The sequence below is a fragment of the Pseudomonas saxonica genome (assembly GCF_007858365.1).
In the GTDB taxonomy this organism is placed as follows: Bacteria; Pseudomonadota; Gammaproteobacteria; order Pseudomonadales; family Pseudomonadaceae; genus Aquipseudomonas; species Aquipseudomonas saxonica.
On the sequence record NZ_VFIO01000017.1, the window covers coordinates 20,392 to 43,464 of the forward strand.

At 56.1% G+C, this 23,073-nt stretch carries 14 protein-coding genes; 8 read left to right on the plus strand and 6 right to left on the minus strand.

All coding sequences use genetic code 11. The annotated features are described in order from the left end of the window. Positions 1–59: 59 nt before the first annotated feature. From FJD38_RS23500 to FJD38_RS23510, 3 genes are all read right to left on the minus strand, one after another. Complete coding sequence (locus FJD38_RS23500) at positions 60–971, minus strand: mechanosensitive ion channel family protein (protein ID WP_000545589.1); 912 nt, start codon at positions 969–971, stop codon at positions 60–62. 66 nt (positions 972–1,037) lie between these two features. Next, positions 1,038–2,194 (minus strand): IS3-like element ISPa20 family transposase gene (locus tag FJD38_RS23505; RefSeq protein WP_088500313.1). Its coding sequence is split into 2 segments (ribosomal slippage): positions 1,038–1,936 and positions 1,936–2,194, totalling 1,158 coding nucleotides; the frame shifts between segments, so codons are not numbered across the junction. Between the two features lie 56 nt (positions 2,195–2,250). After that, positions 2,251–8,610: a hypothetical protein gene (locus FJD38_RS23510; protein WP_146387882.1), complete on the minus strand. Its 6,360-nt coding sequence runs from the start codon at positions 8,608–8,610 to the stop codon at positions 2,251–2,253. A 383-nt stretch (positions 8,611–8,993) separates the two neighbouring features. On the opposite strand from FJD38_RS23510, the gene FJD38_RS23515 reads away from it, so the two are divergent. From FJD38_RS23515 to FJD38_RS23550, 8 genes are all read left to right on the plus strand, one after another. Then, on the plus strand, positions 8,994–9,923 hold the full coding sequence (locus tag FJD38_RS23515) for a LysR family transcriptional regulator (protein ID WP_146387884.1): 930 nt from the start codon (positions 8,994–8,996) through the stop codon (positions 9,921–9,923). Between the two features lie 198 nt (positions 9,924–10,121). Next, positions 10,122–11,660 carry an MFS transporter gene (locus FJD38_RS23520; RefSeq protein ID WP_146387886.1) on the plus strand — a complete coding sequence of 513 codons (1,539 nt, stop codon included), beginning with the start codon at positions 10,122–10,124 and terminating at the stop codon, positions 11,658–11,660. Then, positions 11,657–12,721: an HlyD family secretion protein gene (locus FJD38_RS23525; protein ID WP_146387888.1), complete on the plus strand. Its 1,065-nt coding sequence runs from the start codon at positions 11,657–11,659 to the stop codon at positions 12,719–12,721. Before FJD38_RS23520 ends, FJD38_RS23525 begins: the two co-directional genes overlap by 4 nt. After that, on the plus strand, positions 12,718–14,148 hold the full coding sequence (locus FJD38_RS23530) for an efflux transporter outer membrane subunit (protein ID WP_146387890.1): 1,431 nt from the start codon (positions 12,718–12,720) through the stop codon (positions 14,146–14,148). Before FJD38_RS23525 ends, FJD38_RS23530 begins: the two co-directional genes overlap by 4 nt. 147 nt (positions 14,149–14,295) lie before the next feature. After that, positions 14,296–15,615: an MFS transporter gene (locus tag FJD38_RS23535; RefSeq protein WP_146387892.1), complete on the plus strand. Its 1,320-nt coding sequence runs from the start codon at positions 14,296–14,298 to the stop codon at positions 15,613–15,615. A 64-nt stretch (positions 15,616–15,679) separates the two neighbouring features. Further along, positions 15,680–16,174, plus strand: coding sequence for a sigma-70 family RNA polymerase sigma factor (locus FJD38_RS23540; RefSeq protein ID WP_122784413.1), 495 nt, complete (start codon positions 15,680–15,682; stop codon positions 16,172–16,174). A gap of 23 nt (positions 16,175–16,197) precedes the next feature. Then, a complete protein-coding gene (locus tag FJD38_RS23545; protein WP_146387894.1) occupies positions 16,198–17,172 on the plus strand; it encodes a FecR family protein in 975 nt (324 codons plus the stop codon). 181 nt (positions 17,173–17,353) lie between these two features. Then, entirely contained in the window at positions 17,354–19,735 is a 2,382-nt protein-coding gene (locus tag FJD38_RS23550; protein ID WP_122784411.1) for a TonB-dependent siderophore receptor, read from the plus strand. A gap of 138 nt (positions 19,736–19,873) precedes the next feature. Here FJD38_RS23550 and FJD38_RS23555 read toward each other — a convergent pair whose 3' ends face one another. From FJD38_RS23555 to FJD38_RS23565, 3 genes are all read right to left on the minus strand, one after another. Next, positions 19,874–21,025 carry an acyl-CoA dehydrogenase family protein gene (locus FJD38_RS23555; RefSeq protein WP_146387896.1) on the minus strand — a complete coding sequence of 384 codons (1,152 nt, stop codon included), beginning with the start codon at positions 21,023–21,025 and terminating at the stop codon, positions 19,874–19,876. A gap of 3 nt (positions 21,026–21,028) precedes the next feature. Continuing rightward, a complete protein-coding gene (locus FJD38_RS23560; protein WP_146387898.1) occupies positions 21,029–22,141 on the minus strand; it encodes an enoyl-CoA hydratase/isomerase family protein in 1,113 nt (370 codons plus the stop codon). Positions 22,142–22,283: 142 nt separating this feature from the next. Then, positions 22,284–23,054 carry a 3-hydroxybutyrate dehydrogenase gene (locus tag FJD38_RS23565; protein ID WP_146387900.1) on the minus strand — a complete coding sequence of 257 codons (771 nt, stop codon included), beginning with the start codon at positions 23,052–23,054 and terminating at the stop codon, positions 22,284–22,286. Positions 23,055–23,073 lie beyond the last annotated feature (19 nt).

Here is a 23,073-nt window from a genome sequence, read left to right on the forward strand (position 1 = left end):
AATCGTTTCATCCCAGTTCGAGAAATCTCTTTCCACTTCATATGTATATTTTGGCCGTGTCATTGGGCACCAGCCGGAGCTTCGATCCGAAAGGCAGGGGCTTTTCCATCCTTGTCCTGGCCGGCATAAAGCGTCAGATGCGGATAAGGGATTTCGATGCCAAGTTCGTCGAAGCGCTGTTTTATCCTGTGCAGATATTCGCGCCGGATTGACCATTGCTCACCTGGCAAGACCTTGAGGCGAAGACGCAGGATAACCGAAGAGTCACCCAACGTTTCGACCCCAAAGACCTCTGGCTCGGCTAATATTCTCGTTGACCAGGTTGTTTCCGAAGCTAGCTCACGGGCGACACTCTCCATAACGTTCAATGCCTCCTGAAGGTTTTCGCGATAGGCGACACCGACATCGATTACGGCCATCGAATAGTCCGTTGTCTTATTTGTCAGATTGGTGATGGCTCCGTTGGGCACATAGACCACGTCACCATTGAGTTGACGCAGGCGCACATAGCGCAACGTCATCTCTTCGACTTGGCCTGCCACACCGCCAATATCCACGATATCCCCGATGCGGAGTTGCCCTTCCAGCAACAAGACCAAACCCGAAAAATAGTCTTTTATCAGGCTCTGCGCAGCAAACCCCACTGCGATGCCGCTTACCCCCGCAGTCGTCAGGATCGGTGCCACAGAAATGCCAAGGATTGAGAGGGAAATGGTCACGGCCAAGGCCCACACGACCAGCCGACTGACGAAACGGATCAGACGAAGAGATGTTTCAATGCGTTTGACCTCATCTGCAGATCTCTTGGAAGTGCGGGTTCTTTTGCTGATGCGTGTGATGGCCCGCGAAAGCACTGCGGACACGAGCCACGCCACGGTCATGACGAGCACAATCTGTGCAACTGTTTGGGAAACGGAAATAAGGCCGGATAGGAGCTCTGCCTGTGTGACCTGCAAATTCAAAAAATGCATTTATATGCACTCCCTATTATTCTGGGGTAAGCGGATTGATCTTGCCCAGCAACCGTGGACACAGTTTCAAGCACTCATCCGGGCCTCGTAGGCTTGCGGGCTGATGTGCCCCAGCGTGCTATGTCGCCGCTGGCGGTTATAGTCGGTTTCGATGTATTCAAACACGGTTTCACGCATCTGGGCGCGGCTCATGAAGCGCTCGCCATGGATGCATTCGACCTTCAGGCTGTGGAAGAAGCTCTCCGCACACGCATTATCGTAGCAGTTGCCTTTCGCGCTCATACTGCATCGCAGCTGATGAGCGCGGATTAGACCCTGATAAGCCGTTGAGCAGTACTGACTGCCGCGGTCGCTGTGTACGATCACTCCCTTTGGCTGCTTTCGCCGCCACAGCGCCATGTGCAGAGCATCGCAGGCCAGGTCAGCCGTCATGCGTTCGCTCATGGCCCAGCCGACCACCATGCGCGAGTACAGATCAATGATTACGGCGAGATACAGCCAGCCCTCGTCCGTGTGCAGGTAGGTGATGTCGCCCACCCATTTCTGATTGGGTGCTGATGCTGTGAAGTCTTGCTTGAGCAGGTTCTCTGCCACCGGGAGCGAGTGTCGGGAGTTGGTTGTGGCCTTGAACTTCTTGGCCGCCTTGGCGCGTAAGCCTTGTCGCTGCATCGAGGCTGCAACCGTCTTGCGATTACAGCGCAGCCCGGCTTCCCACAGGTCATGGCACAGCCGCGGGGCGCCACTGCGGCCCTTACGGGCGTTATACGCTTGCGCGACCCGCTGATCCAGCTCGGCCCGTTGCTGGTGGCGTGTGGATGGCTCGCGTGAGCACCAGGCGTAGAAACCACTGCGGGCGACACCCAGAACACGGCACATGGCTTTCACCGGAAACGCTGGGGCATGTGTCCTCATGAAGGCGTACTTCACTTGAGGCTCTTCGCAAAGTACGCCGCGGCCTTTTTTACGATGGCCAGTTCTTCGGCTTGCTCGGCCAGGAGCCGCTTGAGGCGGGCGTTTTCGTCGGCCAGTGACTGTTCGCGCTCACTGCTGCTCAGGGTCTGCTGCTGCTTACTGCGCCAGCCATAGAGCTGAGACGCATGAAGACCAAGCTGTTCGGCCGCTTTACTAACGCCAATTCGCTCGGCCAGCGCCAACGCTTCATTCTTGAAGGCTTGGGAGTGACGGGTACGGTTCTGTTTCATCGGGGTAGCGGTTCTTGCCATGGTTCACCTCGTTGCAGTTTATCGCTTAACGGGGTGTCCACTCGTGCTGGGCAAGATCAATTGCCGAGGGCAGGCATCGAATGGACAGGGTGAAGTTGTTTTAGAGGAGAACTGGGATCAACTCGCATGAATACAAGAACTTCACCTTGCTTGACGTGCAACAATTGATCGAAGCTTGTGAGCGTGCGTACATTCGTGAACAAGTGGTCCACGCTTCCTGTGTTCCTCAGGTACTTATAGTTGGCTGCCATTTTCAAGCCGTTGGCAAACTCATCGGCGTGCACTTTAGTCAGAATATTGCCGTTTTGCAGAATATCACTGACGTAGTCCGAATAGGCAGTATTGGGTGCTTTGGCAAGCATGTTAGCTCTGACAGCATCCCGTATGGCATTTTGCGGCCCTATTTTTTTGATAGGCATCGCTATGTTGGTGCTGGCTGTCTTTATCTGTTTCGGCCCCTTCAGTGCATTGAATGCAGAGATTGCGTTATTAGAAATTGACTTGGCTATCTGGTGGGCCGGTATTTTCGACAACAACTTCAACGTGTGGCCGGGCAGAATATCAAACGCTACGTTGAGAGCGGCGCTGTAGAACAGGTCATTGAACTCTTCCTCGGTGTCGGCTGCGGCCAGTTCAGCAAAAGGCAAAATGACAAGACCTGAAGCAATCAGGTAGGCCAGTGGGCCGCTGATGGGGATTGTCAAAGCGGCGAGAAAAGGCGCGATTATATTGTTAAAGAAGTGGAACAGGTTATGAACAAAGAGCTCGGCATTGGATTTCAAGTAAGCATCTGCATCTTTTTTCATGCCGTCCAGATAGTCGTGCAAGATCGACGAGGCAATCATTGAGCTATTCTCACTGCTGGGGTATCTCGGTTCTTTCAAGGTAAGGGTGTTGCGGATGCTATTTCTCGTTCTTTCAGAATCCGGACGGTGCTCATTCAGCCAGTTGTAGAGTCTCTTGCCTTCGGGGCTTACATCTTCTGGAGAAAGATGCAAATGACCGCCGTGGAATTCCTCTACGGGGAGTAATATCGTATTGAAATGTTGCAGGTTTGGAGCTTTGAACTCTATTTTATTGAATACGGAGTGCAACTCGACACCCTGAGCGGTTGTCAGTATATAGACCCCAGGAATGGGGGTGCCATCCAGATTTAGGGTAGAGCCACCTTCGACACCGGCCTTTGTCATTTTTTCAGTAACAAGAGGCCTAAACACGTCTTTCCATCGGCGCATAAAGCGTATATCGGAATCCACATCTCGTATCTTTCGGTGTACCTCCTCTTGCCAGTCTAATGTTTCCAACTCTCTGAGCACCTCAATAGGGAACCGGGAGGAGGCCGTAAAGGTATAACTCATGTAACCCGGTAACTGTTTGAGCTTCCTTTTATGTGCTTTAGCCATAATTTTTGCTATCGAGAAATGTAGTACTTTTTCCTTCGGTCTCTGGCTCGCGTCGGGATTGTAAAATCCCTGAGGCACGGGCTGAAATTTGACCTCTAAGGTATCGTTGAGTCGCTGGCGTAAGTGCTTAGCCCCGGCTGGAGCCTTTTCACGGATAACGCGGTCTAGACCTTCCTGGAGATAGGCCATGGTACTGGGAATGATCAGTGATTCACGAGCATTTGCATCTCTCTGGAGGCTAGGTATCAGCGCTCTATAGACTGTGCATTTGTCGATTAAGGTGTGCAAAAGTGGATCATTTTGCGAGAGCCCGCTAGGCCAGATAACGGTGGCGGGTGGAGCCATATCTTCATTCTGTCGGCAGAGTAATTGCGCAAACGTCATCGTGAATCGGGTGTCAGGGTTCTTGTCTTTCAACTGCCTCACTATCAATGGTGATTGGGGCTTGAGATTCTTCAGTTGGGGGTGGTATTTGATCGGTAAGGCGAGCTCCGGATCTGTCCACAAAGTTTCAACGAAGGCCAGCATAATTAAATCTGTTGAAGTTTGAGATTTTTGCAGTCGTAAGTGTTCGCTCGGAAGTCGATAAAGAACTCTCAAGACGCTGTGCAAGTTAGCAAGGGAGTTGTTTGTTATATTGATCATGGTTTCAGAGGTTGCAGGCGTGTTGATGGTGTTGTTGTTTAAGTCTAATTGGTCTTTGGTGTAGCGTATGGCATGAGCAAGCACTGACTCTTCCGTAAAGCCTATTGGCGTGCCACGGGTCGGTGATACCAAAGCCTTAAAACTGTTCTGAATGATCAGGTGGGTATGAAAAAGAGCATCATCGATTGTGTAAGGAAGAATGGTGCGAATGTGTTGCTGCCGATCTTCACTCTGTGCAATGAGTGTGTCACCTGAAAAATAGGTCGTTAAAAAAGGCTCAGAGGTTAGCGTTTCTATCAGGGCGGCTGAATACTGTGGAAGCCACTGATACGTATAAGATGAGCTATAGGGCAGATGATAAACGTTGTCTCTTTTCTCGATCAAGTATTGGTCAAGGCTTTGAAGGGTAATAAATCTAAAGCGTCCTTGGCTATCCGTTAGTCCCACTCTCACGGCGTCAGTCATTTTCGGTATGACCTCTCTACCCCCTTGACTTGCCTCGATACCCGCTTTAATTAAAGCTCTTTCTTTGGTCCATTGACCCGGTATATAAAGGCTTATGCCCGTTTTAATCAGAGGGGTGACTTCTGAGTCATTGTAACGTTCATCGAGATTGAATGAGCCCGTAGCGCCGGCCTCCTTAATGTGCTCAGTCACGGCGCCAGACACTAAAGCGATCAAATGTGCTATACCAAAAGTACTTTCCTGGTGGAGTGTGTATTCATAGCTATATACAGTGTCGGGATCGAAGTTGTTCCATAGGCGCAATTCATTTGAGTGTGCGTAGAAGGCTCGCATTTCATTCAGTAAAGAATAGGCTTTGATTTCTCTTGACAGAAAGTCCCGGCCGGGAATGTCCATGTTGACTGTTGCAAGGTTTTGTCTAAGTGCCACCAGTTTAGATTTGATCTGGGCGAGCCGTCTTGTAAGTACCTTATGATTAATTTCGCTCTTGTTGTCTTGGCTAATCACTAGCTCAATATTGAGACTTCTAACACCCCAGCGCATCAGAGTGAGTATTTCGTCTGAGCGTGACTGGAAGTCCTCCGTCTTGCTGGATACAGGTTTAGGCGTGACGCCGATTTTTAATCCATCAAAGACGCTTTGTAAATCTGAGACGGAAACTCTACGAATACTTCTGCGCACCCGCACCGATCCGGTTTCGTCCCCGCTCATTAAGCTATCTTCGAAAACCCCTTGCTCTTCAACATCATCGGTCAGGTTTACGGCAGACGCTTGCGTCTCGCCCTGATCCTCATAAATTTGCTGATCAAGCCAGCCCGAAAGTTCTTCGACGTAATGGTCAATATCGTCCATCAGTCTTTCCTGATGACCTGTTTCCAAATCGTCTTGGGTTTGTTCTTCGAGCGCCTGGAGTGTGGTAATCAGGGTGGTAATGTCTATCGCTGAGGGGGTCACGGCGTTGTACACGCCTTTAATAACTAGCCCCGACGACACAACAAATCCGAGCACTGAAAGTGCCAAGGCAGCTTTAGCCGGGTCATGTTTTGAAGGACGTTGAGCAGTCGTCCCTTTATAAACGGTGTTGAAGGGCTGTCCGTCCTCCTCTTCTGCATCTGAGTCCAGCAGACTTTGGCTTCGGTTCTGCATCGGTATGCTATTAGCCAGCGAGTAGGCTTGAGTATCTGATTTCCCCCAATGCTTCCAGGCCCAGGCCCCAGCTAGGACTGAGATCGCCAGACCCGCGGCCCCGCCGACCAATTCCATTTTTGTCTGTGTGCTCCACTCATCGATCTTCCCTCTGGGCACTCTTTTTATCGGGTGGTCGACGGGGGCCGCGCTGGCCGTCGGGAATTTTAAAGGGTCCTGCACACCTTCTGCGATCGTATGCAGCGCATGGCTAATGCCTCCTACTGCATAGGCCTCTATAGAGTCATATAGGCGTGCCAGTGCGGCGCTGTCGGTTTGCGACAGGTACGCTGCCATGTGCAGTGTTTGCTCTTCTACAGGCATGCCGTCTGGCAAGGTTGTGTAGTGTTGATGCGCCCGTATCAGGGCTGGCAACGCGGGTAGCGTATTGAGCAACGGCTGCAGGTAGTGCGGCAGCGGCATGTCGCGATTGAGCATCTTGACCAATTCGTCGAGCTCAGCTTCCAGCTTTTCCGGTTGTGACCAGGTGCTGTAGATACGCTGCGCTTGCTGGGCATGGCTCAACACAGTCGACGCCGTACTGTCGTGGGTGACCAGCCAGGCCAGCACTGTGCTGTATTCGTTTATGGCCTCATACGCGGAGTTTTTCAGAATCCATATAAGCCGCTCTCTGGTGCTGAGTTGCGAAGGCATCGTCATGTAAAAACGCAATGTCGTCAGCGACAGGCCAATGGCCGTTTTGTTGCCACCTGACGCCCAGCTGGCCGCGTTGATCAGCAGTTCGGGATGGCTTTTCAGGGCCTCAATCAGCGGCGGACTGAGCACGGCATATAACTGCTGGGCTTTGCTTTGCCAGGGAGCGTTGTCCATCAGTATTGCGCGCAATTCATCGGTGTTGCGCATCATCGTGTTCACGCTGTGTAGATGCGTGAAGACGTAGTCATACCCCTCGGGGGCAAACTGCTGCAGCGTGGCTTGGCCTGCGGGGCTGGCCAGAAGGTTTATGGACCATTGCAGTTGTGCGGTATAGGAGTCATCACTGGGAAACGTTGTGGTCTGACGAATGAAGTCAAACGGTTTGACCAACTGTTGGGCCAGTGATTGGGGTAAAAAACTGTTTAGAAACGGTGTCGCCTGCTCCGAGACCACTAAGTGTGCGCCCCAGATCAGTTGCGCCATTTGCGATTCATTGTGCGGGTATTGCTCCAACAGCGGCGCCAATTTCAACCCATGCAGCAGGGGCATTAGCCAGTTTGCCAAGCGTTCATGCAGCACAGCGGGCAGCATGTGTTCGAGCAGGCTCAGATCCACACGTTCAAGCAGCGTTAGCGACCACTTGAGTGCAGCAGGCCCCCCTTCAACACCTGAAAACGCGGCGCACTGCTGGTGCAAGAGCACGGCTTCATTGCTCCAGCGGCTGAGCGTGTCAAACAACTCAACGTCCATTACCGCCTTGGCGATTAACTCGAATTTGGGCTGCTCCAATGCGCGTGCCAACCAGCGGCACAGATCGGATATTTTTCCGTTTGCGGGTACATCCCCCACCGCGGTGCGCAAGCTGTCGGTGTTGCCCAAAGCTTCTATAAACCGGTACACCAGGGCTTTGAGCGGGGCAGGCAACACTTCAAGAACATTTGAATCGCTCAGCCATTTGAAGGGGGCAAGGCCTGACGTGTCTGCGGGGAAACGGCTGGGGCTTGCGAACGCTTTTGCCATGTTGTGCAGCGAAGTAAAGAAAGGGGCCAGGTAACTGCTTAAATGCTCGGTAATCAGCGGGCCTAACTGGTTACTGTCGAGTGTTTCGAGTAGCCATGCGCCATGGCTTAGCGTCGAGGCTTCGGGCTGCGCGGCCTGACGCAAACGCAGCAGATTGGCCAGAATCCCCAGCTCATAAAAAATCCCGGCAATGCCTTGGTAATGCTCGGTAAGCAAATGTTTGAGCAATGGGCTTTGGCTTGCCCAGTTCATGACCTGTTCAAACGATATATCCGGGGTCATGAGTGGCGCTGTTTCAGTGAGCAACTGGAGCGATTTTTCAATAATGTCGCGCCCTCCGCTAAGGGTGCTCCAGGTCTTGAGCAGCGAATTATCGAGCAGGGTTTCCAGCAGATTCCTGAGATGCCGATGCCCTGAAACGGCTTTTTCCAGTACAGAATCGCTGCTGGCAAGGGCCCCCAGCGATTGGGTTATTGCCACGCACAGTTGCAGAGCATCTTTTAAATGGTGGCCAGCTTCAAAGAAGGACTCATCTGGCAGCTCACTTACTGCGTTAAGTAATCGTGCCAGACGCAGGGGTAAATCTGCCTCGGACTCATAAAAGTCCTTACTGGCCTGTAGCAGGGTCGGCAGATGCTCCGGCGTGAACCCTTCGTAGACGGTGCCACGCAGCATTTTGCCTACCGCCTGAGCAAGGAAGCGTTGATACACCTGGGTGCTGATGCGTTGAACGGTTGTGAGCAGTACCTTTTTGCCGATCAGATTCTGATTTGCTGAATCGACGGCGTTTGCAACAGTCGGTAGGTCGCTGGCTGGCACAACGTTTTGCGGCATGGGGCTAACGAGCAAAGCTTCGCTATCGTGTTGCTGTGAGGGCAGGTGGGGGCTAGTCAGATTGAACAGATGATAGAGGGGAATCGCCCCTGCTGAGGGGCCGTTATCGGTTTCAGGGCGGCAGGGTTCGATGAGCAATGGCGGGCTGGTAACTGGCCTGTCAGATGATTCAGTCGAGTCACGGGTGTGTTCGGAACATTTGGTCATGACTACATCCGATAACCTGCGACATGTCGTAGAGTTAATATCGAGTGTAGGACTTTTTACCGGCCTGACCGTCGTCAGTTAAACAAAGTTGAACGATTGTGATCAATGGTCGGGTGCAAGGTGATGAACCAGGTGCAGAGCCAGAAAATGCGAAGGGGGCGTAGCGTGGAGAATAAAAAAAGCCATTACCTTCATGGGGATCCGGTAATGGCTAAAAATCTCAACCAAAGAGAGCGTCAGGCATCAACCTGACGGGCAACAATGTATCAACCTTTAACTTAGCTAGCTACCTAAGCAGAAGCGATACAGTTTTACATGATGCGCAATAATGGTGCATGCCGGGCGTCTGGCCTCTTATCGCGTTAAACGCTACCCTTCGGGCCATGCAAATACCTGACTTGAACCTACTGGTTGCCTTGAATGTCCTGCTGGAAGAGGGGTCAGTGGTGGGCGCTGCCCGACGCATGAACCTCAGTGCACCGGCCATGAGCCGCACGTTGACGCGCATTCGTGAGGCCTTGAATGATCCCATTCTGGTGCGTTCCGGGCGTGGCCTGGTGCCTACACCGCGTGCACTGGAGTTGCGCGAGCAAGTGCGCGGCGTGGTCGAACTGGCTCACGGCGTGTTCACCCAAAGTCAGCACAGTGATCTTGGCCAGCTGGAGCGTACGTTCAGTATTCGCGCCAATGACGTGTTTTTTGGGGTGTACGGCAGCGCATTGCGCTCTCAGATAGCGCGGGAAATGCCTAAAGCCACCTTGCGCGTGGTGCCTGAAGGCTTTACCGATGACGAAGCCTTGAGCGAGGGGCGAATCGATCTGGCGATCAGTGCCAACAACACCTTCAGTTCGGACATCAAGGTCCAGCGGTTGTTTACCTGTCCCTTTGTGGGGCTGGCCCGTGAAGGCCACCCGATTTTCGATCAATCGATAACGGTGCAACGCTTTATCGATTATGACCACATCAGCGTGTCACGCCGGGGCCATGCCCGTGGGCCGATTGATGCGAAGCTGGCTGAGTTGGGGCTTGAGCGTCGGGTGTCATTCACCACCCCGACGTTTTACTCAGCGATTTTTGCCTTGGCCGATGCCGATCTGATTCTGCCGTTGATGCCTCAATTGCTGCTCAAAACCCTGGAGCCTATGGGCCTGAGGCTGCGCGCGTTTGAGTTGCCGATAGCGTTGCAGGCGGTGGACATTATTCAAGCCTGGCATCCGCGACTGGATAACGACCCTGCCCATCGCTGGTTGCGCCGTACCCTCAAAACGTTCTGCGATACCGCCGCTCTGAAACCCTGCGGCATCTCTTCGTAGCCGCTGCCGAAGGCTGCGATAAGGGGCGCATGACCTTCGCTTTTTAAATGGGGCAGCTGCGCAGCCCATCGCAGCCTGCGGCAGCGGCTACAAAAGCGGATTGCGTTTAGCGCAATCCACAGTTAGCTATTTATCAATTTTTATAACAATGCCGTGTGATTACACTTTCTGTCATCAAGAGTGAAGACGGAGTTGGCCATGTATTGGCTGTTTAAGGGGGCGGGGGGTTCTGTGCCTGTGCCGCCCATCAGTACGGCCTTTGGCCTGCGTATTTTTACCGGGCTGGTGGGGGTGCTGCTGGCCGTTCTGGTCTCGGGGTTCAACGAGAACGTGACCAAAGTGGCAATGCCCGATATTCGAGGGGCAATGGGCCTCAGTGTGGATCAGGGTACCTGGCTGCTGGCGGTCTATTCCGCTACGTCGATCAGCGCAATGGCCTTTTCACCCTGGTTCGCAGCGACGTTCTCAATTCGGCGTTTCACTTTATGCGCCATCGCAGCCTTTCTGTTGCTGGGGATCCTTTGTCCCTTGGCCCCGAACGTCAACGTGCTGATGCTGCTGCGCACCCTTCAAGGCTTTGCAGCCGGTGCGTTACCGCCCATGTTGATGTCGGTGGCGTTACGTTTTCTGCCGCCCGGCATTCGTTTGTACGGGTTGGGCAGTTACGCGCTAACCGCGACCTTTGGCCCCAGTTTCGGCACGCCCCTGGCGGCCTGGTGGGTGGACTACGCCGGTTGGCAGTGGGCGTTCTGGCAGATTATCCCGTTTAGTCTTTTAGCCATTGCCTGCGTGGCGTGGGGGTTGCCGCAAGACCCGCTGCGCTTGGAACGTTTCAAACAATTCGACTGGCGCGGGTTGCTGTTGGGTTTGCCCGGTTTGATCCTGCTGGTGCTGGGGCTGGAACTCGGTCAATGGCAGAACTGGTTTGCGTCGCCGATGATTCGCGTTTTTATCGTCGGCGGGCTGGGGTTACTGGTGCTGTTTTTCATCAATGAGTGGTCGCACCCGCTGCCGTTTTTCAAACTCCAGTTGTTGAAAATCCGCAACCTGACGCACGCCTTGCTGACCTTGGGCGGCGTGTTGTTTGTGCTGATGGCGGTGATCAAGATTCCGTCCGCCTATCTGGCTCAGATTCAGGGCTATCGCCCGCAGGAAACCGCGCCGCTGATGCTGTTGGTGGCATTGCCGCAGTTGCTCGCGCTGCCGCTGGTGGTTGCACTGTGCAACCTGCGTTGGGTCGATTGTCGTTGGGTGCTGGCCATCGGCCTGGGCTTGCTGGCGCTGGCGTGCGGTATCGGTTCGCAGGTGACTTCGGTGTGGAGTCGGGAGAATTTCTACGGCTTGCAAGCCATTCAGATCATCGCCCAGCCGATGGCGGTGATTCCTCTGTTGATGCTCGCCACTGGCAGCTTGAACCCTGCGGACGGGCCATTTGCCTCGGCCTGGTTCAATACGGTCAAAGGTTTTTCGTCGGTTGCCGCTGGCAGTGTTTTGCAGGTGCTGACGCTCAATCGCGAGCACTTTCACTCAATGATGCTGGTGGATCGTGTGGGTAACACGCCGTGGATGGCCACAGCGCCTGACCTGGCGCAGCGCATCCACGAGCAGGCGATGGTGTTGGCGTCTTCTGACCTCTATCTGTACATGGCCGGCCTGGCGCTTTTTTTGGTGGTGTTAATTCCTTTTGGCCCGACGCGGATATACCCGCCGGGCTCCGTGGTTGGAGCAGTGAAATGAGTACGACAAGCGGGCGTAAGCCCTTGATTAAACTGGGTGCGGGTGTGCTGGCGGTGGTTGTGGTCTACGCCCTGTGGCGACTGGTGTTCGCCACCAGTGCGGTACAAAGCACCAATGACGCCTTTGTCAGCGCCGATTTCACCTTGATTGCGCCAAAGGTGGCGGGTTTTATTGATGAGGTGCTGGTGCAAGACAACCAGCCGGTCAAGGCCGGGCAAGTCGTGGCGCGCATCGATCCGCAGGACTTTAAAACCAATGTGCAGGCGGCCGAGGCCAGCGTGGCCACAGCGCAGGCGCAGTTGGCCAATGCTCAGGCGATGCTGGAGCGACAGCGTTCGGTGATCGCTCAGGCCCAGGCCACGGTGGATGCCGACTTGGCGCAGGTCGAGTTCGCCGAGCACGAGTTGACCCGTTATCAACATTTGGCCGGGCAGGGTGCTGGTACCTTGCAGAACTCCCAGCAGGCGAAAAACCGTTCGCAGATTGCCCGCGCCGAGCTGGTTCAGCACAAGGCCGCGCTTGAGGCCGCGCGTCAGCAAACAAGGGTGCTGGCGGCCCAGACCAACGCGGCTCAAGCGTCAGTGCAGCACGCTCAGGCGTTGCAGGCGCGTGCAGAACTGGACTTGTCGTACACGCAACTGGTCGCACCTTTTGACGGCGTGGTGGGGCGGCGCAGTGTGCGTCAGGGTGCTTATGTCAAACCGGGTGATCCGGTGCTGGCGGTGGTGCCGCTGGCCAAGGCTTTTGTTGTGGCCAACTTTCTGGAACATCAATTGACCCATATGCGTGCCGGGCAACGGGTTTCGATCAAGGTTGACACCTTTCCCGGCGAGACCTTGCAAGGCACGGTCGACAGCATTGCACCTGCCACCGGCGTGACGTTTGCGTCGATTGCGCCGGATAATGCGACGGGTAACTTCACCAAAGTCGTGCAGCGTATTCCGGTCAAAATCACTCTGGATCAGGGCCAGCCTTTGGCCCGTCAATTGCGCTTGGGCATGTCGGTGGATGCCTCCATCGATACCGAATCGGCGAATGGCGAGCAGGTCAGCACACGATGAAACGATCTCTTTTGGCCTGTGCTGTGGCCTGTTGCAGTGCGCTGAATTTGAGTGGGTGTGTGCTGGGTCCGGAGTTTACCTCACCCAAGCCACACCTACCCGAGCGCTGGGCGTCGGTGGCCAGTGAAGCGGGGCATAGTGCTTCGGTTGAGTCTGCGGTCGACCCGCGCTGGTGGGACCGTTTTGCCGATACGCAACTGTCGGCCTTGGTGCGCGAGGCGCTGGACAGCAGTTTTGACGTTCAACTGGCGGCCAGCCGACTGGAGCAAAGCAGGGCGCTGCGCCGTCAAATTGCGGCCGATACAGTGCCTTCGGTAGAGGGCGATGCGGGCTACAGCCGAAGTCGTAACAGTCAGCGTGGCTTGACTGACCCCTCGGGCAACGGCGGTAAACAGGCATTTAACCTGTGGCATGGCGGTCTGGCGATCAGTTGGGAGGCCGACTTGTGGGGGCGGGTCAAACGCTCGGTGGAGGCCGCAGATGCTTCCGTGCAAATGGCGCAAGAAGACCGTCATGGCGTGCAATTGCTGGTCATCGTGCAGACCGCACAGGATTACATTCAGTTGCGCGGCACCCAGCAAGCGCTGGCGGTGGTGCAGCAAAACCTGGAGATCGCCCGGCGCAGTCTTGAATTGACCCGTTTGCAGGTCAAAGAGGGCGTCGCCACTGACTTGGAAGTGTCGGAGGCCGCCGCACAGGTGTCCGAGATCGAGGCCCGCACGGCACCCTTGCAGCAGCGCATTGCACAATTGATCAACGCCTTGAGTCTGTTATTGGCGCGTGAGCCTCGGGCATTGCAGCAACAATTGAACGTATTGGCCGATGTGCCAGCCTATCGCGCCGATGTGCCGATCGGCTTGCCCAGCGAGCTGGCGCAACGGCGCCCGGACATCCGCCGCGCCGAAGCGCAATTGCATGCGGCAACGGCATCAGTGGGCATGGCGGAGGCGGATTTTTACCCGCGCATTACCTTGTCGGGCAACCTCGGCTTTCAGGCCCTGCAATTGTCGGATTTGGGCAGTTGGGGATCGCGCAGTTTTGCCTTTGGCCCCGGCTTGAGCGTGCCGATATTCGAGGGCGGTCGTTTGCAAGGCGCATTGCAGCTGCAAGAAGGCCGTCAGCAAGAAGCGGGCATTACCTACCAAAAGACCGTGCTCAGTGCCTGGCATGAGGTGGATGATGCACTGGTGGCGTATCAGGCCAACCAGCGCCGCCGCGACAGCTTGCAGCAGGCGGTGATGCACAGCCAGCATGCGCTGGACAGTGTTCATCAACAATATGCACAAGGCACGGTGGACTTCTTGAACGTGCTGACCGTGCAAAACACGTTGCTGAACAACCAGGCGGCGCTGGTTGAGAGCACGGCGCAGGTGTCGCTGTCGCTGGTGCAGGTGTTTGGCGCAGTGGGCGGCGGGTGGCAGGGCTAGTGTTTTGTCTCTTCGTGGCATCTGCCGCAGGCAGCCTTCGGCAGATGCTACGGATTAAAGGGTGCGATTCAGGGCTTGTGCTTGATATGCTCGGTGCCTCGACTTCAAGCGCCAATATAGGCGTGCCTCGTCCATTTGAGCCTATTTATGCCTGCTGATACTCAAGCCACTGCCGTGCGCTTTTCTCGTTCCGATTACCGGACCCTTGGTCTGGCAGCGCTGGGCGGGGCACTGGAAATCTACGATTTCATCATTTTCGTGTTCTTTGCCCTGACCCTCAGTCAACTGTTTTTCCCACCCGATATGCCCGAGTGGTTGCGTCTGCTGCAGAGCTTCGGGATTTTTGTGACGGGTTATCTGGCACGTCCTTTGGGCGGGATTCTGATGGCGCACTTTGCCGACCATCTGGGTCGCAAACGGGTCTTCAGCCTGAGCATCCTGATGATGGCGCTGCCCTGTCTGCTGATCGGGATCATGCCCACTTACGCCGACATTGGTTATTTCGCCCCGTTGATCCTGCTGGCGCTGCGTATCCTGCAAGGTGCTGCGGTCGGGGGCGAGGTGCCCAGTGCCTGGGTGTTTGTCGCCGAGCACGCGCCCGCCGGGCGCCGTGGCTATGCATTGGGCTTTTTGCAGGCCGGGCTGACATTCGGTTATCTGATAGGCGCCTTGACCGCGACGTTGCTCGCACAGCTGTTCACCCCTGCAGAAATCCTCGATTACGCCTGGCGTTACCCATTCTTGCTGGGCGGCGTGTTTGGCGTGATAGGTGTGTGGTTGCGCCGCTGGCTCAGCGAGACACCGGTGTTTCTGGCGTTGCGCGAGCGCCGTGAGGGTCGCGCCGAGTTCCCTTTGCGCACGGTATTACGCGAGCACCGCCGCTCGTTATTGCCGGCCGCGCTGCTGACCTGTGTATTGACCAGTGCCGTGGTGGTGTTTGTGGTCATCACCCCGACGGTGATGCAGCAACGCTTTGGCATGACCGCCAGCCATACCTTTGCTCTAAGCAGCGTCGGTATTGTGTTTTTGAATATTGGCTGCGTGCTGGCCGGGTTGATCGTTGACCGTATCGGCGTCTGGCGCAGCATTGTGCTCTACAGCCTGTTATTGCCATTGGGCATTGGCCTGCTGTACGCCAGTCTGGTCGGGCAGTGGGGCTTGCCGGGGCTGGCGTACGCATTCGCCGGCCTGACCTGCGGAATAGTGGGTGTAGTGCCTTCGGTCATGGTGGGTTTGTTCCCGGCACCGATCCGCGTCTCGGGAATTTCGTTCACCTACAACATCGCCTACGCATTGTGGGCAAGTACCACACCGCTGATGCTGATTGCCTTGATGCCGTGGAGCCCGTGGGTGTGCGTGGTGTTTTGCGCCGTGATGGGGGTGGTCGGGGTGCTGACGGCGCGCGCGTATGGGTTTGATCGGGGGCGCGAAGTGCAGAGACGACTGCTGGCCAATGTCGAAGTGTAGGAAGGTTTGCTTGTGCGAATAGGACGGATTACTATTCGCGACCTCTCTTTCTCAGTCCAGTGCGATGACTCATAAAGCACCCCGCAGAACGGGCTTTTTAGACTACTACGATGAGTTGGTCGGCACTTGGACTCGGCGCCTGCGCAATCGCCAGCAGGCGCAGGATCTGGCCCATGACACCTTTGTACGCGTGCTCGAATCCGGCTCGGATGCCGTTGAACAGCCGCGTGCGTACCTGCATCAAACGGCCCGCAATATCGCCGTGGATGGTTTTCGTCGAGAAGAACTGCGTGATTCCAAAGAACAGGCAGCCGTGGCCCCTTGTTCGTCGCAATCAGCCGATCCGGAAGTGTATATGCGCGCTTTTCAGTTGGCTGAATCGGTCGAAAGGGCCTTGCTTGAGTTACCGTTGAATTGCCGCAAGGTTTTTGTCTGGCAAAAAATAGAGGGGCTGACCCAGGCCGAGATTGCCGAGCGCCTGGGACTGTCCAGAAACATGGTGGAGAAATACATGATCCGCACGTTGCGGCATCTGCGCGAGCGTGTGGACGCGCCGTGATGAGATCAGTTAAGGATTGCCTGATGGAGATGCCTGATTGCACGCATGCCCCTGCGAACGTGCGCGAGGCGGCTGCAACCTGGTTTGCACGTGTGCAAGGCCGGGGCCTGAGTGCCGATGAGCAGGCCGATTTTGACGCCTGGTACAGCGGCCACCCCAGCCATGAAGCGGAATACCGTTGGCTCGCCACGTTGTACGGTGCTGTCGAGCTATTGCCCAAGGCCCGCCTGCAAGCGTTATGCGAAGCACCTGCACCCAGGGTCAAGCGTCGCTCGGCGCTTGGCATGGCGATGGCTGCGAGTGTGCTGGCGGTTGCGGTAGGGGCTGGGGTTTGGACGCAGTTGAAGGCCTCTGTCGGTTATCACGAGCAATTCGCTACCCTGGCGGGTGAGCGCCGTACGGTTAATTTGCCCGATGGTTCAACCCTTGAACTGGACAGCCGCAGCCGGATCCGCGTTGACTTTGCCGACCATCAGCGCAGGGTTGATTTACTCGAGGGCGAGGTGATGTTCAGTGTCGCCCATGACACTGATCGTCCCTTTGTGGTGCAAGCCGGGCTCGGGCAGGTAACGGTCACGGGGACACGTTTTGATGTGCGTCGAGATGGCGAGCAAGCACGGGTGGTGGTCGAGTCGGGCCACGTGCGGGTACAGGGTCGTAATCGTGAAGAGGCGGTCAACCTGACGGCCGGGTTGGGCACGCGGGTCGATGAGCAGGGGCTCGTGGCTGCGCCACAACCGGTGAACACTCAAGCGTTGACGGCCTGGCGCAAGGGGCAGTTGATATTCAACGACGCCAGCCTGGGCGAGGTGGCTGCCGAAGTGTCGCGCTACCGTGAGCGGCCGCTGCATGTCAGCACGGTTGCATTGGCGCAACTGCGGCTGTCGAGTGTGTTCAAAACCGATGACACCGATGCGCTGATCAACGCCTTGCCGCGTATTTTGCCGGTGTCGGTAAAGACCCGTGCCGATGGCAGTCAGGAAATAATTTCACGATAAATTCAGGTTTTTTTCGAGTTCTTCGTCTTCTTGATCAACTGCAACTGGTTTGCATTAACAGTCGCACTCAAGTGTGATCAATAGGGCAAGACTCGACGTGAAAAACAATAATTCTTGTGGGCCGGTTTCAGTGCTTAACCCGCCTTCGAGCACGCTTTTTTCTGCACCGCGTACGTGCTGGATGCCTTTGGCCCTGGCGCTGGCAGTGAGTGCAGCGATGCCGGGTGCGGTGGCTGGCGAGCTGGCACCGAGCACCCTCCATATCCAGGCCCAGCCTTTGGGTGCGGCCTTGAGCCAGTTGGCTCAACAGACTTCCTTGCAAGTGTTTTTCAGCCCTCAGCTGGTGGCCGGTAAACAGGCGCCGGCCGTTGATGGCAGCTTGTCGCCCGAGCAGGCATTGCGCCAATTGCTGCAAGGCAGTGGCCTGAGCTATGAATTGAACGGTGACGCGGTGACGCTGCTTGCCGCGCCGGTGGTCAGCGCTTCAACGGCTTCAGGGCCACTGGAGCTAGGACCGGTGGATGTCAAAGTGGTCGGCGACTGGCTGGGCGACGCCAATGAAGCGGTTGTGCAGAACCATCCCGGTGCGCGCACTGTGGTGCGTCGCGAAGCGATGGTGGAGCAGGGCGCGATGAACGTCAGTGACGTGCTCAAGCGTATTCCCGGGGTTCAGGTGCAAGAGTCCAATGGCACCGGCGGCAGCGATATTTCCCTGAACGTGGGTGTGCGTGGCTTGACCTCGCGCCTGTCGCCACGTTCGACCGTATTGATTGACGGCATTCCGGCAGCGTTCGCCCCCTATGGCCAGCCGCAGTTGTCGATGGCACCCATCTCGGCCGGGAATCTGGACAGCATCGACGTGGTACGCGGCGCGGGTTCGGTACGCTATGGGCCGCAAAACGTTGGGGGTGTCATCAACTTTGTGACGCGAGCGATTCCCGAAACCTTTCAGGGGGAGGTCGGCACCACGCTGGAAACCTCCGAGCACGGCGGCTGGAAGCACATGGAGTCGGCCTTTGTTGGCGGCACGGCGGACAACGGTATCGGTGCTGCGCTGTTGTATTCCGGGGTCAAGGGCAATGGTTATCGCACCAGCAACAATAACAACGACATCAATGATGTGTTGCTCAAGACCCATTGGGCGCCGACCGACGAGGATGATTTCAGCCTCAATTTTCATTATTACGATGCCACCGCCGACATGCCTGGCGGTTTGACGCAGAAACAGTTCGATGCCAATCCGTATCAGTCTGTGCGTGACTGGGACAACTTCACCGGGCGGCGCAAGGATGTGTCCTTCAAGTACCTGCGTCAGATTGACGACCAGACCCAGTTTGAAGTGCTGACCTATTACACCGACAGTTTCCGGGGCAGCAATATCGCTTCACGCAACCTGCAAACGCTGGGCATTTATCCGCGTTCTTATTACACCTTTGGTGTGGAACCGCGGGTGTCCCATGTGTTTACTCTGGGGCCGGTGACCCAGGAAGTCGGTTTGGGTTATCGCTACCTCAAGGAGGGAATGCACGAAGAGGCCAGTCAGCTGCAACTGGTCAACAACGTGCCGGTGCCCATGCCGGGTGCTGACGGTCACGTGTACCAGGATCGCACCGGCGGGACTGAAGCCAACGCGTTCTATATCGATGACAAGATTGATGTGGGTAACTGGACCGTGACGCCGGGCATTCGCTTTGAGCGCATTAGCACCAATTGGCACGATCGACCGGTGCTGGGCAATAGCGGTGTGCCGGTTACCGAGAAAAAACGCAGCATCGACAGCAATGAGGCGCTGCCGGCCTTGAGCGTGATGTATCACCTCTCGGACGAGTGGAAGCTGTTTGCCAACTATGAAACTTCATTTGGCAGCTTGCAGTACTTTCAACTGGGGCAAGGCGGCATTGGCGACCAGACGGCCGCGGGTTTGAGGCCTGAAAAAGCCAAGACCTATGAGCTGGGCACGCGTTATGACAACGGTGTGTGGGGCGGTGAAGTGACGCTGTTCTACATCGACTTTGCCGATGAGCTGCAATACGTCAGCAATGATGTGGGCTGGACCAATTTGGGGGCCACCAAGCATCAGGGGATTGAGACTTCGGTTCACTACGATTTATCGAGCCTGAATGCGCGTCTTGACGGTTTGTCAGTGAACGCTGCGTTCACCTATACCAAGGCGACGTCAGAGGGTGATATTGCCAACTTCAAAGGGCGAGACTTGCCACTGTATTCGCGTCAGGTGCTTAACCTTGGCGCGCGATATGCCGTGAATCGCTGGACCTATAACCTGGATATGTTTGCCCAATCGCAGCAGCGCGCGCCGGGAACCGGTGGTGTGTATATCACTGATCCGACACCGGACGGCCAGTACGGTGATATTCCGGGGTATGCGACCTGGAGTACGCGTGTGGGGTATGACTTCGGGCCTGAGGCGTCGAACTTGAAGGTGGGTGCGGGGATCAAGAACCTGTTCAATCAGGAGTACTACACCCGTTCCAGTGACAACAACTCCGGTCTCTATTTGGGAGAGCCGCGTACCTTCTTCGTGCAGGCGAGTGTCGGGTTTTAAGGCTGGAGCAAAAGCCCCTCACCCCAACCCTCTCCCAGAGGGAGAGGGTGCTGATAGGTGGCGTTGCGCATAACGGCTTTTGCCTTTAGTCCCCTCTCCCTCTGGGAGAGGGTTAGGGTGAGGGTATTACCGGCACCGCTAAATCAGATAATTCTTCAGCTCTCGCGCAATCACCATCCGTTGAATTTCACTCGACCCTTCGTAGATCTGGGTGATTCGCGCGTCCCGGTAATAACGCTCAACCGGGTAATCCTCAAGGTAGCCATAGCCACCGTGAATCTGAATGGCTTTGGAACACACAAACTCAGCCATTTCCGACGCGAACAACTTGGCTTGCGAGGCTTCTGATAAACACGGTTTGCCCGCACCACGCAGGCGGGCGGCGTGCAGAATCAGCAGGCGCGACGCGTTGAGGCGGGTTTGCATGTCAGCCAGCATGTTAGCCACGCTTTGATGCTCAATAATGGCTTTGTCAAACTGTACCCGATCACGCGCATAGGCCAGCGCTGCTTCAAAGGCGGCACGGGCAATACCCAGCGCTTGTGCAGCAATGCCAATACGCCCACCTTCGAGGTTGGACAGGGCGATCGTCAGCCCTTTGCCCCGTTCACCCAGCAAATTCGCTTGCGGTACGGTGCAATTGCTCAGGGTCACCGCGCAGGTGTCCGAGGCGCGTATGCCCAACTTGTGTTCGGTGCGATCGACAATAAATCCCGGTGTGTCAGTGGGCACCAGAAAGGCCGAAATGCCTTTTTTGCCCAGTTGCGGGTCGGTTACGGCAAACACAATGGCCAGCCCGGCGCGTTTGCCATTGGTGACAAATTGTTTGGCGCCGTTGATTACCCATTTCCCGTCCTGCAACTCTGCCCGTGTGCGCAGGTTGTGCGCTTCAGAGCCTGCTTGAGGTTCGGTCAGGCAAAAACAGCCGATGGTGGTGCCGCTGGCCAGCCCGGCCAGCCACTCTTCTTTTTGCGCCTGGCTGCCATAGTTAAGGATCGGGCCGCAGCCCACGGAGTTATGAACGCTCATCAGCGCCCCGGTCGCACCATCCCCGGCCGAGATCTCTTCGACAGCCAAGGCATAGGCTACGTAGTCGAGGTAAGAACCGCCCCATTCCTCAGGTACCACCATACCAAGCAGGCCGAGTTCGCCCATTTTGGCGACCAGCGCATCGTCGATCCAGCCAGCCTTTTCCCACGTCTGGGCATGAGGTGCAATTTCACGACGTGCAAAGTCGCGAGCCATGTCGCGGATCATCACTTGTTCTTCAGTCAGTTCGATGTCTTGCATGGTTCAGACTCCGCTCGGCTTGAAGTCGGTGAAGAAGCTGGCAACCCGGGCTGGATCCAGTTCATTGAGTGTGGGCGGATTCCAACGCGGATTTTTGTCCTTGTCGATAATCAACGCGCGCACCCCTTCGATCAAGTCACCACGGTCAAACCACTGACGGTCCAGGTGCAGCTCCAGCGCAAAGCACTGCTCAAGGTTGAGGTTAAGGGCACGGCTGCGGCGCAGCATCTCAAGCGTAACGGCCATGCCCAGTGGCGACCGGGTTTGCAGCAGGTTGGCGGTATCGGTGGCCCATTGCCGATGCTCGCTGTTGTCCACTTCATGCAACCGGGCAACGATGGCCTCCATGTTGTCATGGGCAAAGACGTCGTCAATCAACGGGCGAAGCGTGGCGAGGGGGGCGTCGGGCAAGGTGTTTACAGCCATTGATGCCAGCAGTGCCTGGAGGTCTTCGCGCGGTGACTGTTGCCAGGTCAGTGAGTCGAGCTGCGTATCAAGTTCGCTCAGGCGTGTGCTGTCGGTGTACCAGTTTGCCAGCCCGCAATACAGGGCATCGCTGGCGCCGATTTGCACGCCACTCACGCCCAGATAAGTGCCCACTTGGCCGGGTACTCTGCTCAGGAAATGGCTGGCGCCCACGTCCGGGAAATAGCCGATGGCGACCTCTGGCATCGCCAACCGGCTGCGTTCTGTGACCAGTCGAAAATCAGCCCCTTGTGCCAACCCCATGCCGCCGCCCAGAACATAGCCGTCCATCACGGCAAGCACGGGTTTGGCGTAGTGATGCAGGGTCAGGTCGAGGGCGTATTCCTCCTCAAAAAACGCAGTGTGCAGGGTGTCGTTGTTTTTGTAGCTGTCATACAAAGAACGAATATCACCCCCGGCACAGAAGGCTTTTTCGCCTGCACCGCGCAATACCACAGCCACAACATGCGGGTCTTTGGCCCATGTATCGAGCTGCTGTTGGAGGCGGCGTACCATCTCAAGATTGAGGGCGTTGAGGCCGCTCGGGCGGTTAAGGGTCAGATGGCCTATTTGATTGCGCACCTGCGCGAGAACGGTGTCTGGCGCGATGTCGCCATCGAGTGTCACTGAGGATGAAGCCTGAGCAGTCATCGCTAACTCCCTGCTTTCTATTATTTTTAAGGGGTGTTCGCGGGCGAACGATGGCCGATGCTAACAGTGCAAAATTGCCTTGTACAACCCTGATAAGTGCAGGGTTGGTGTGCATTTTTGCCTGAGGGGTGTGCGCTGATCTTTACTGCGCCAACCAGCCACCGTCGACATTCCAGGCCGCCCCGCGAACTTGGCTGCCGGCATCGCTGCACAGGAAGAGCACCAACTCACCGAGTTGAGGTGGGGGGACAAACTCCAGCGAGGGCTGTTTCTCGGCGAGCAGATCATGCTGCGCCTGATAAGGGTCAATCCCCTGACTGATTCGCTGATCAATCTGTTTTTGTACCAGTGGAGTCAGCACCCAGCCAGGGCAGATGGCGTTGCAGGTGATATTGCTGGTGGCGGTCTCAAGGCCGACCACTTTGGTCAATCCAATCACGCCATGTTTGGCCGCGACATAAGCTGCCTTGCCGACCGAACCCACCTGACCGTGGACCGAGGCGATATTGACGATGCGCCCCCAGCCGCGTTTGCGCATGCCGGGCAGGGTGAGGCGAGTGCTGTGGAATACAGATGAGAGGTTGATTGCGATGATGGCGTCCCAGCGTTCTACCGGGAACTCTTCAACGTTGGCGACATGCTGAATGCCTGCATTGTTGACCAGGATGTCGACACCGCCAAATTCACGCTCGGCGTATTCGATCATGTCAGCTATTTGTGCGGGGTCGCTCACGTCCGCCGGGTGATGACCGACCTTGCCACCGAACTGTTCCAGGTCGGCAATGACTTTGCCCGCATCGCCAAAACCGTTAAGTATCAGGTTGGCACCCGCTTTGGACAGACTTTGCGCAATACCCAGACCAATACCACTGGTGGAACCGGTAACCAGGGCAGTTTTACCTGTAAGGCTCATGACTTATTCCTCAAGTGAC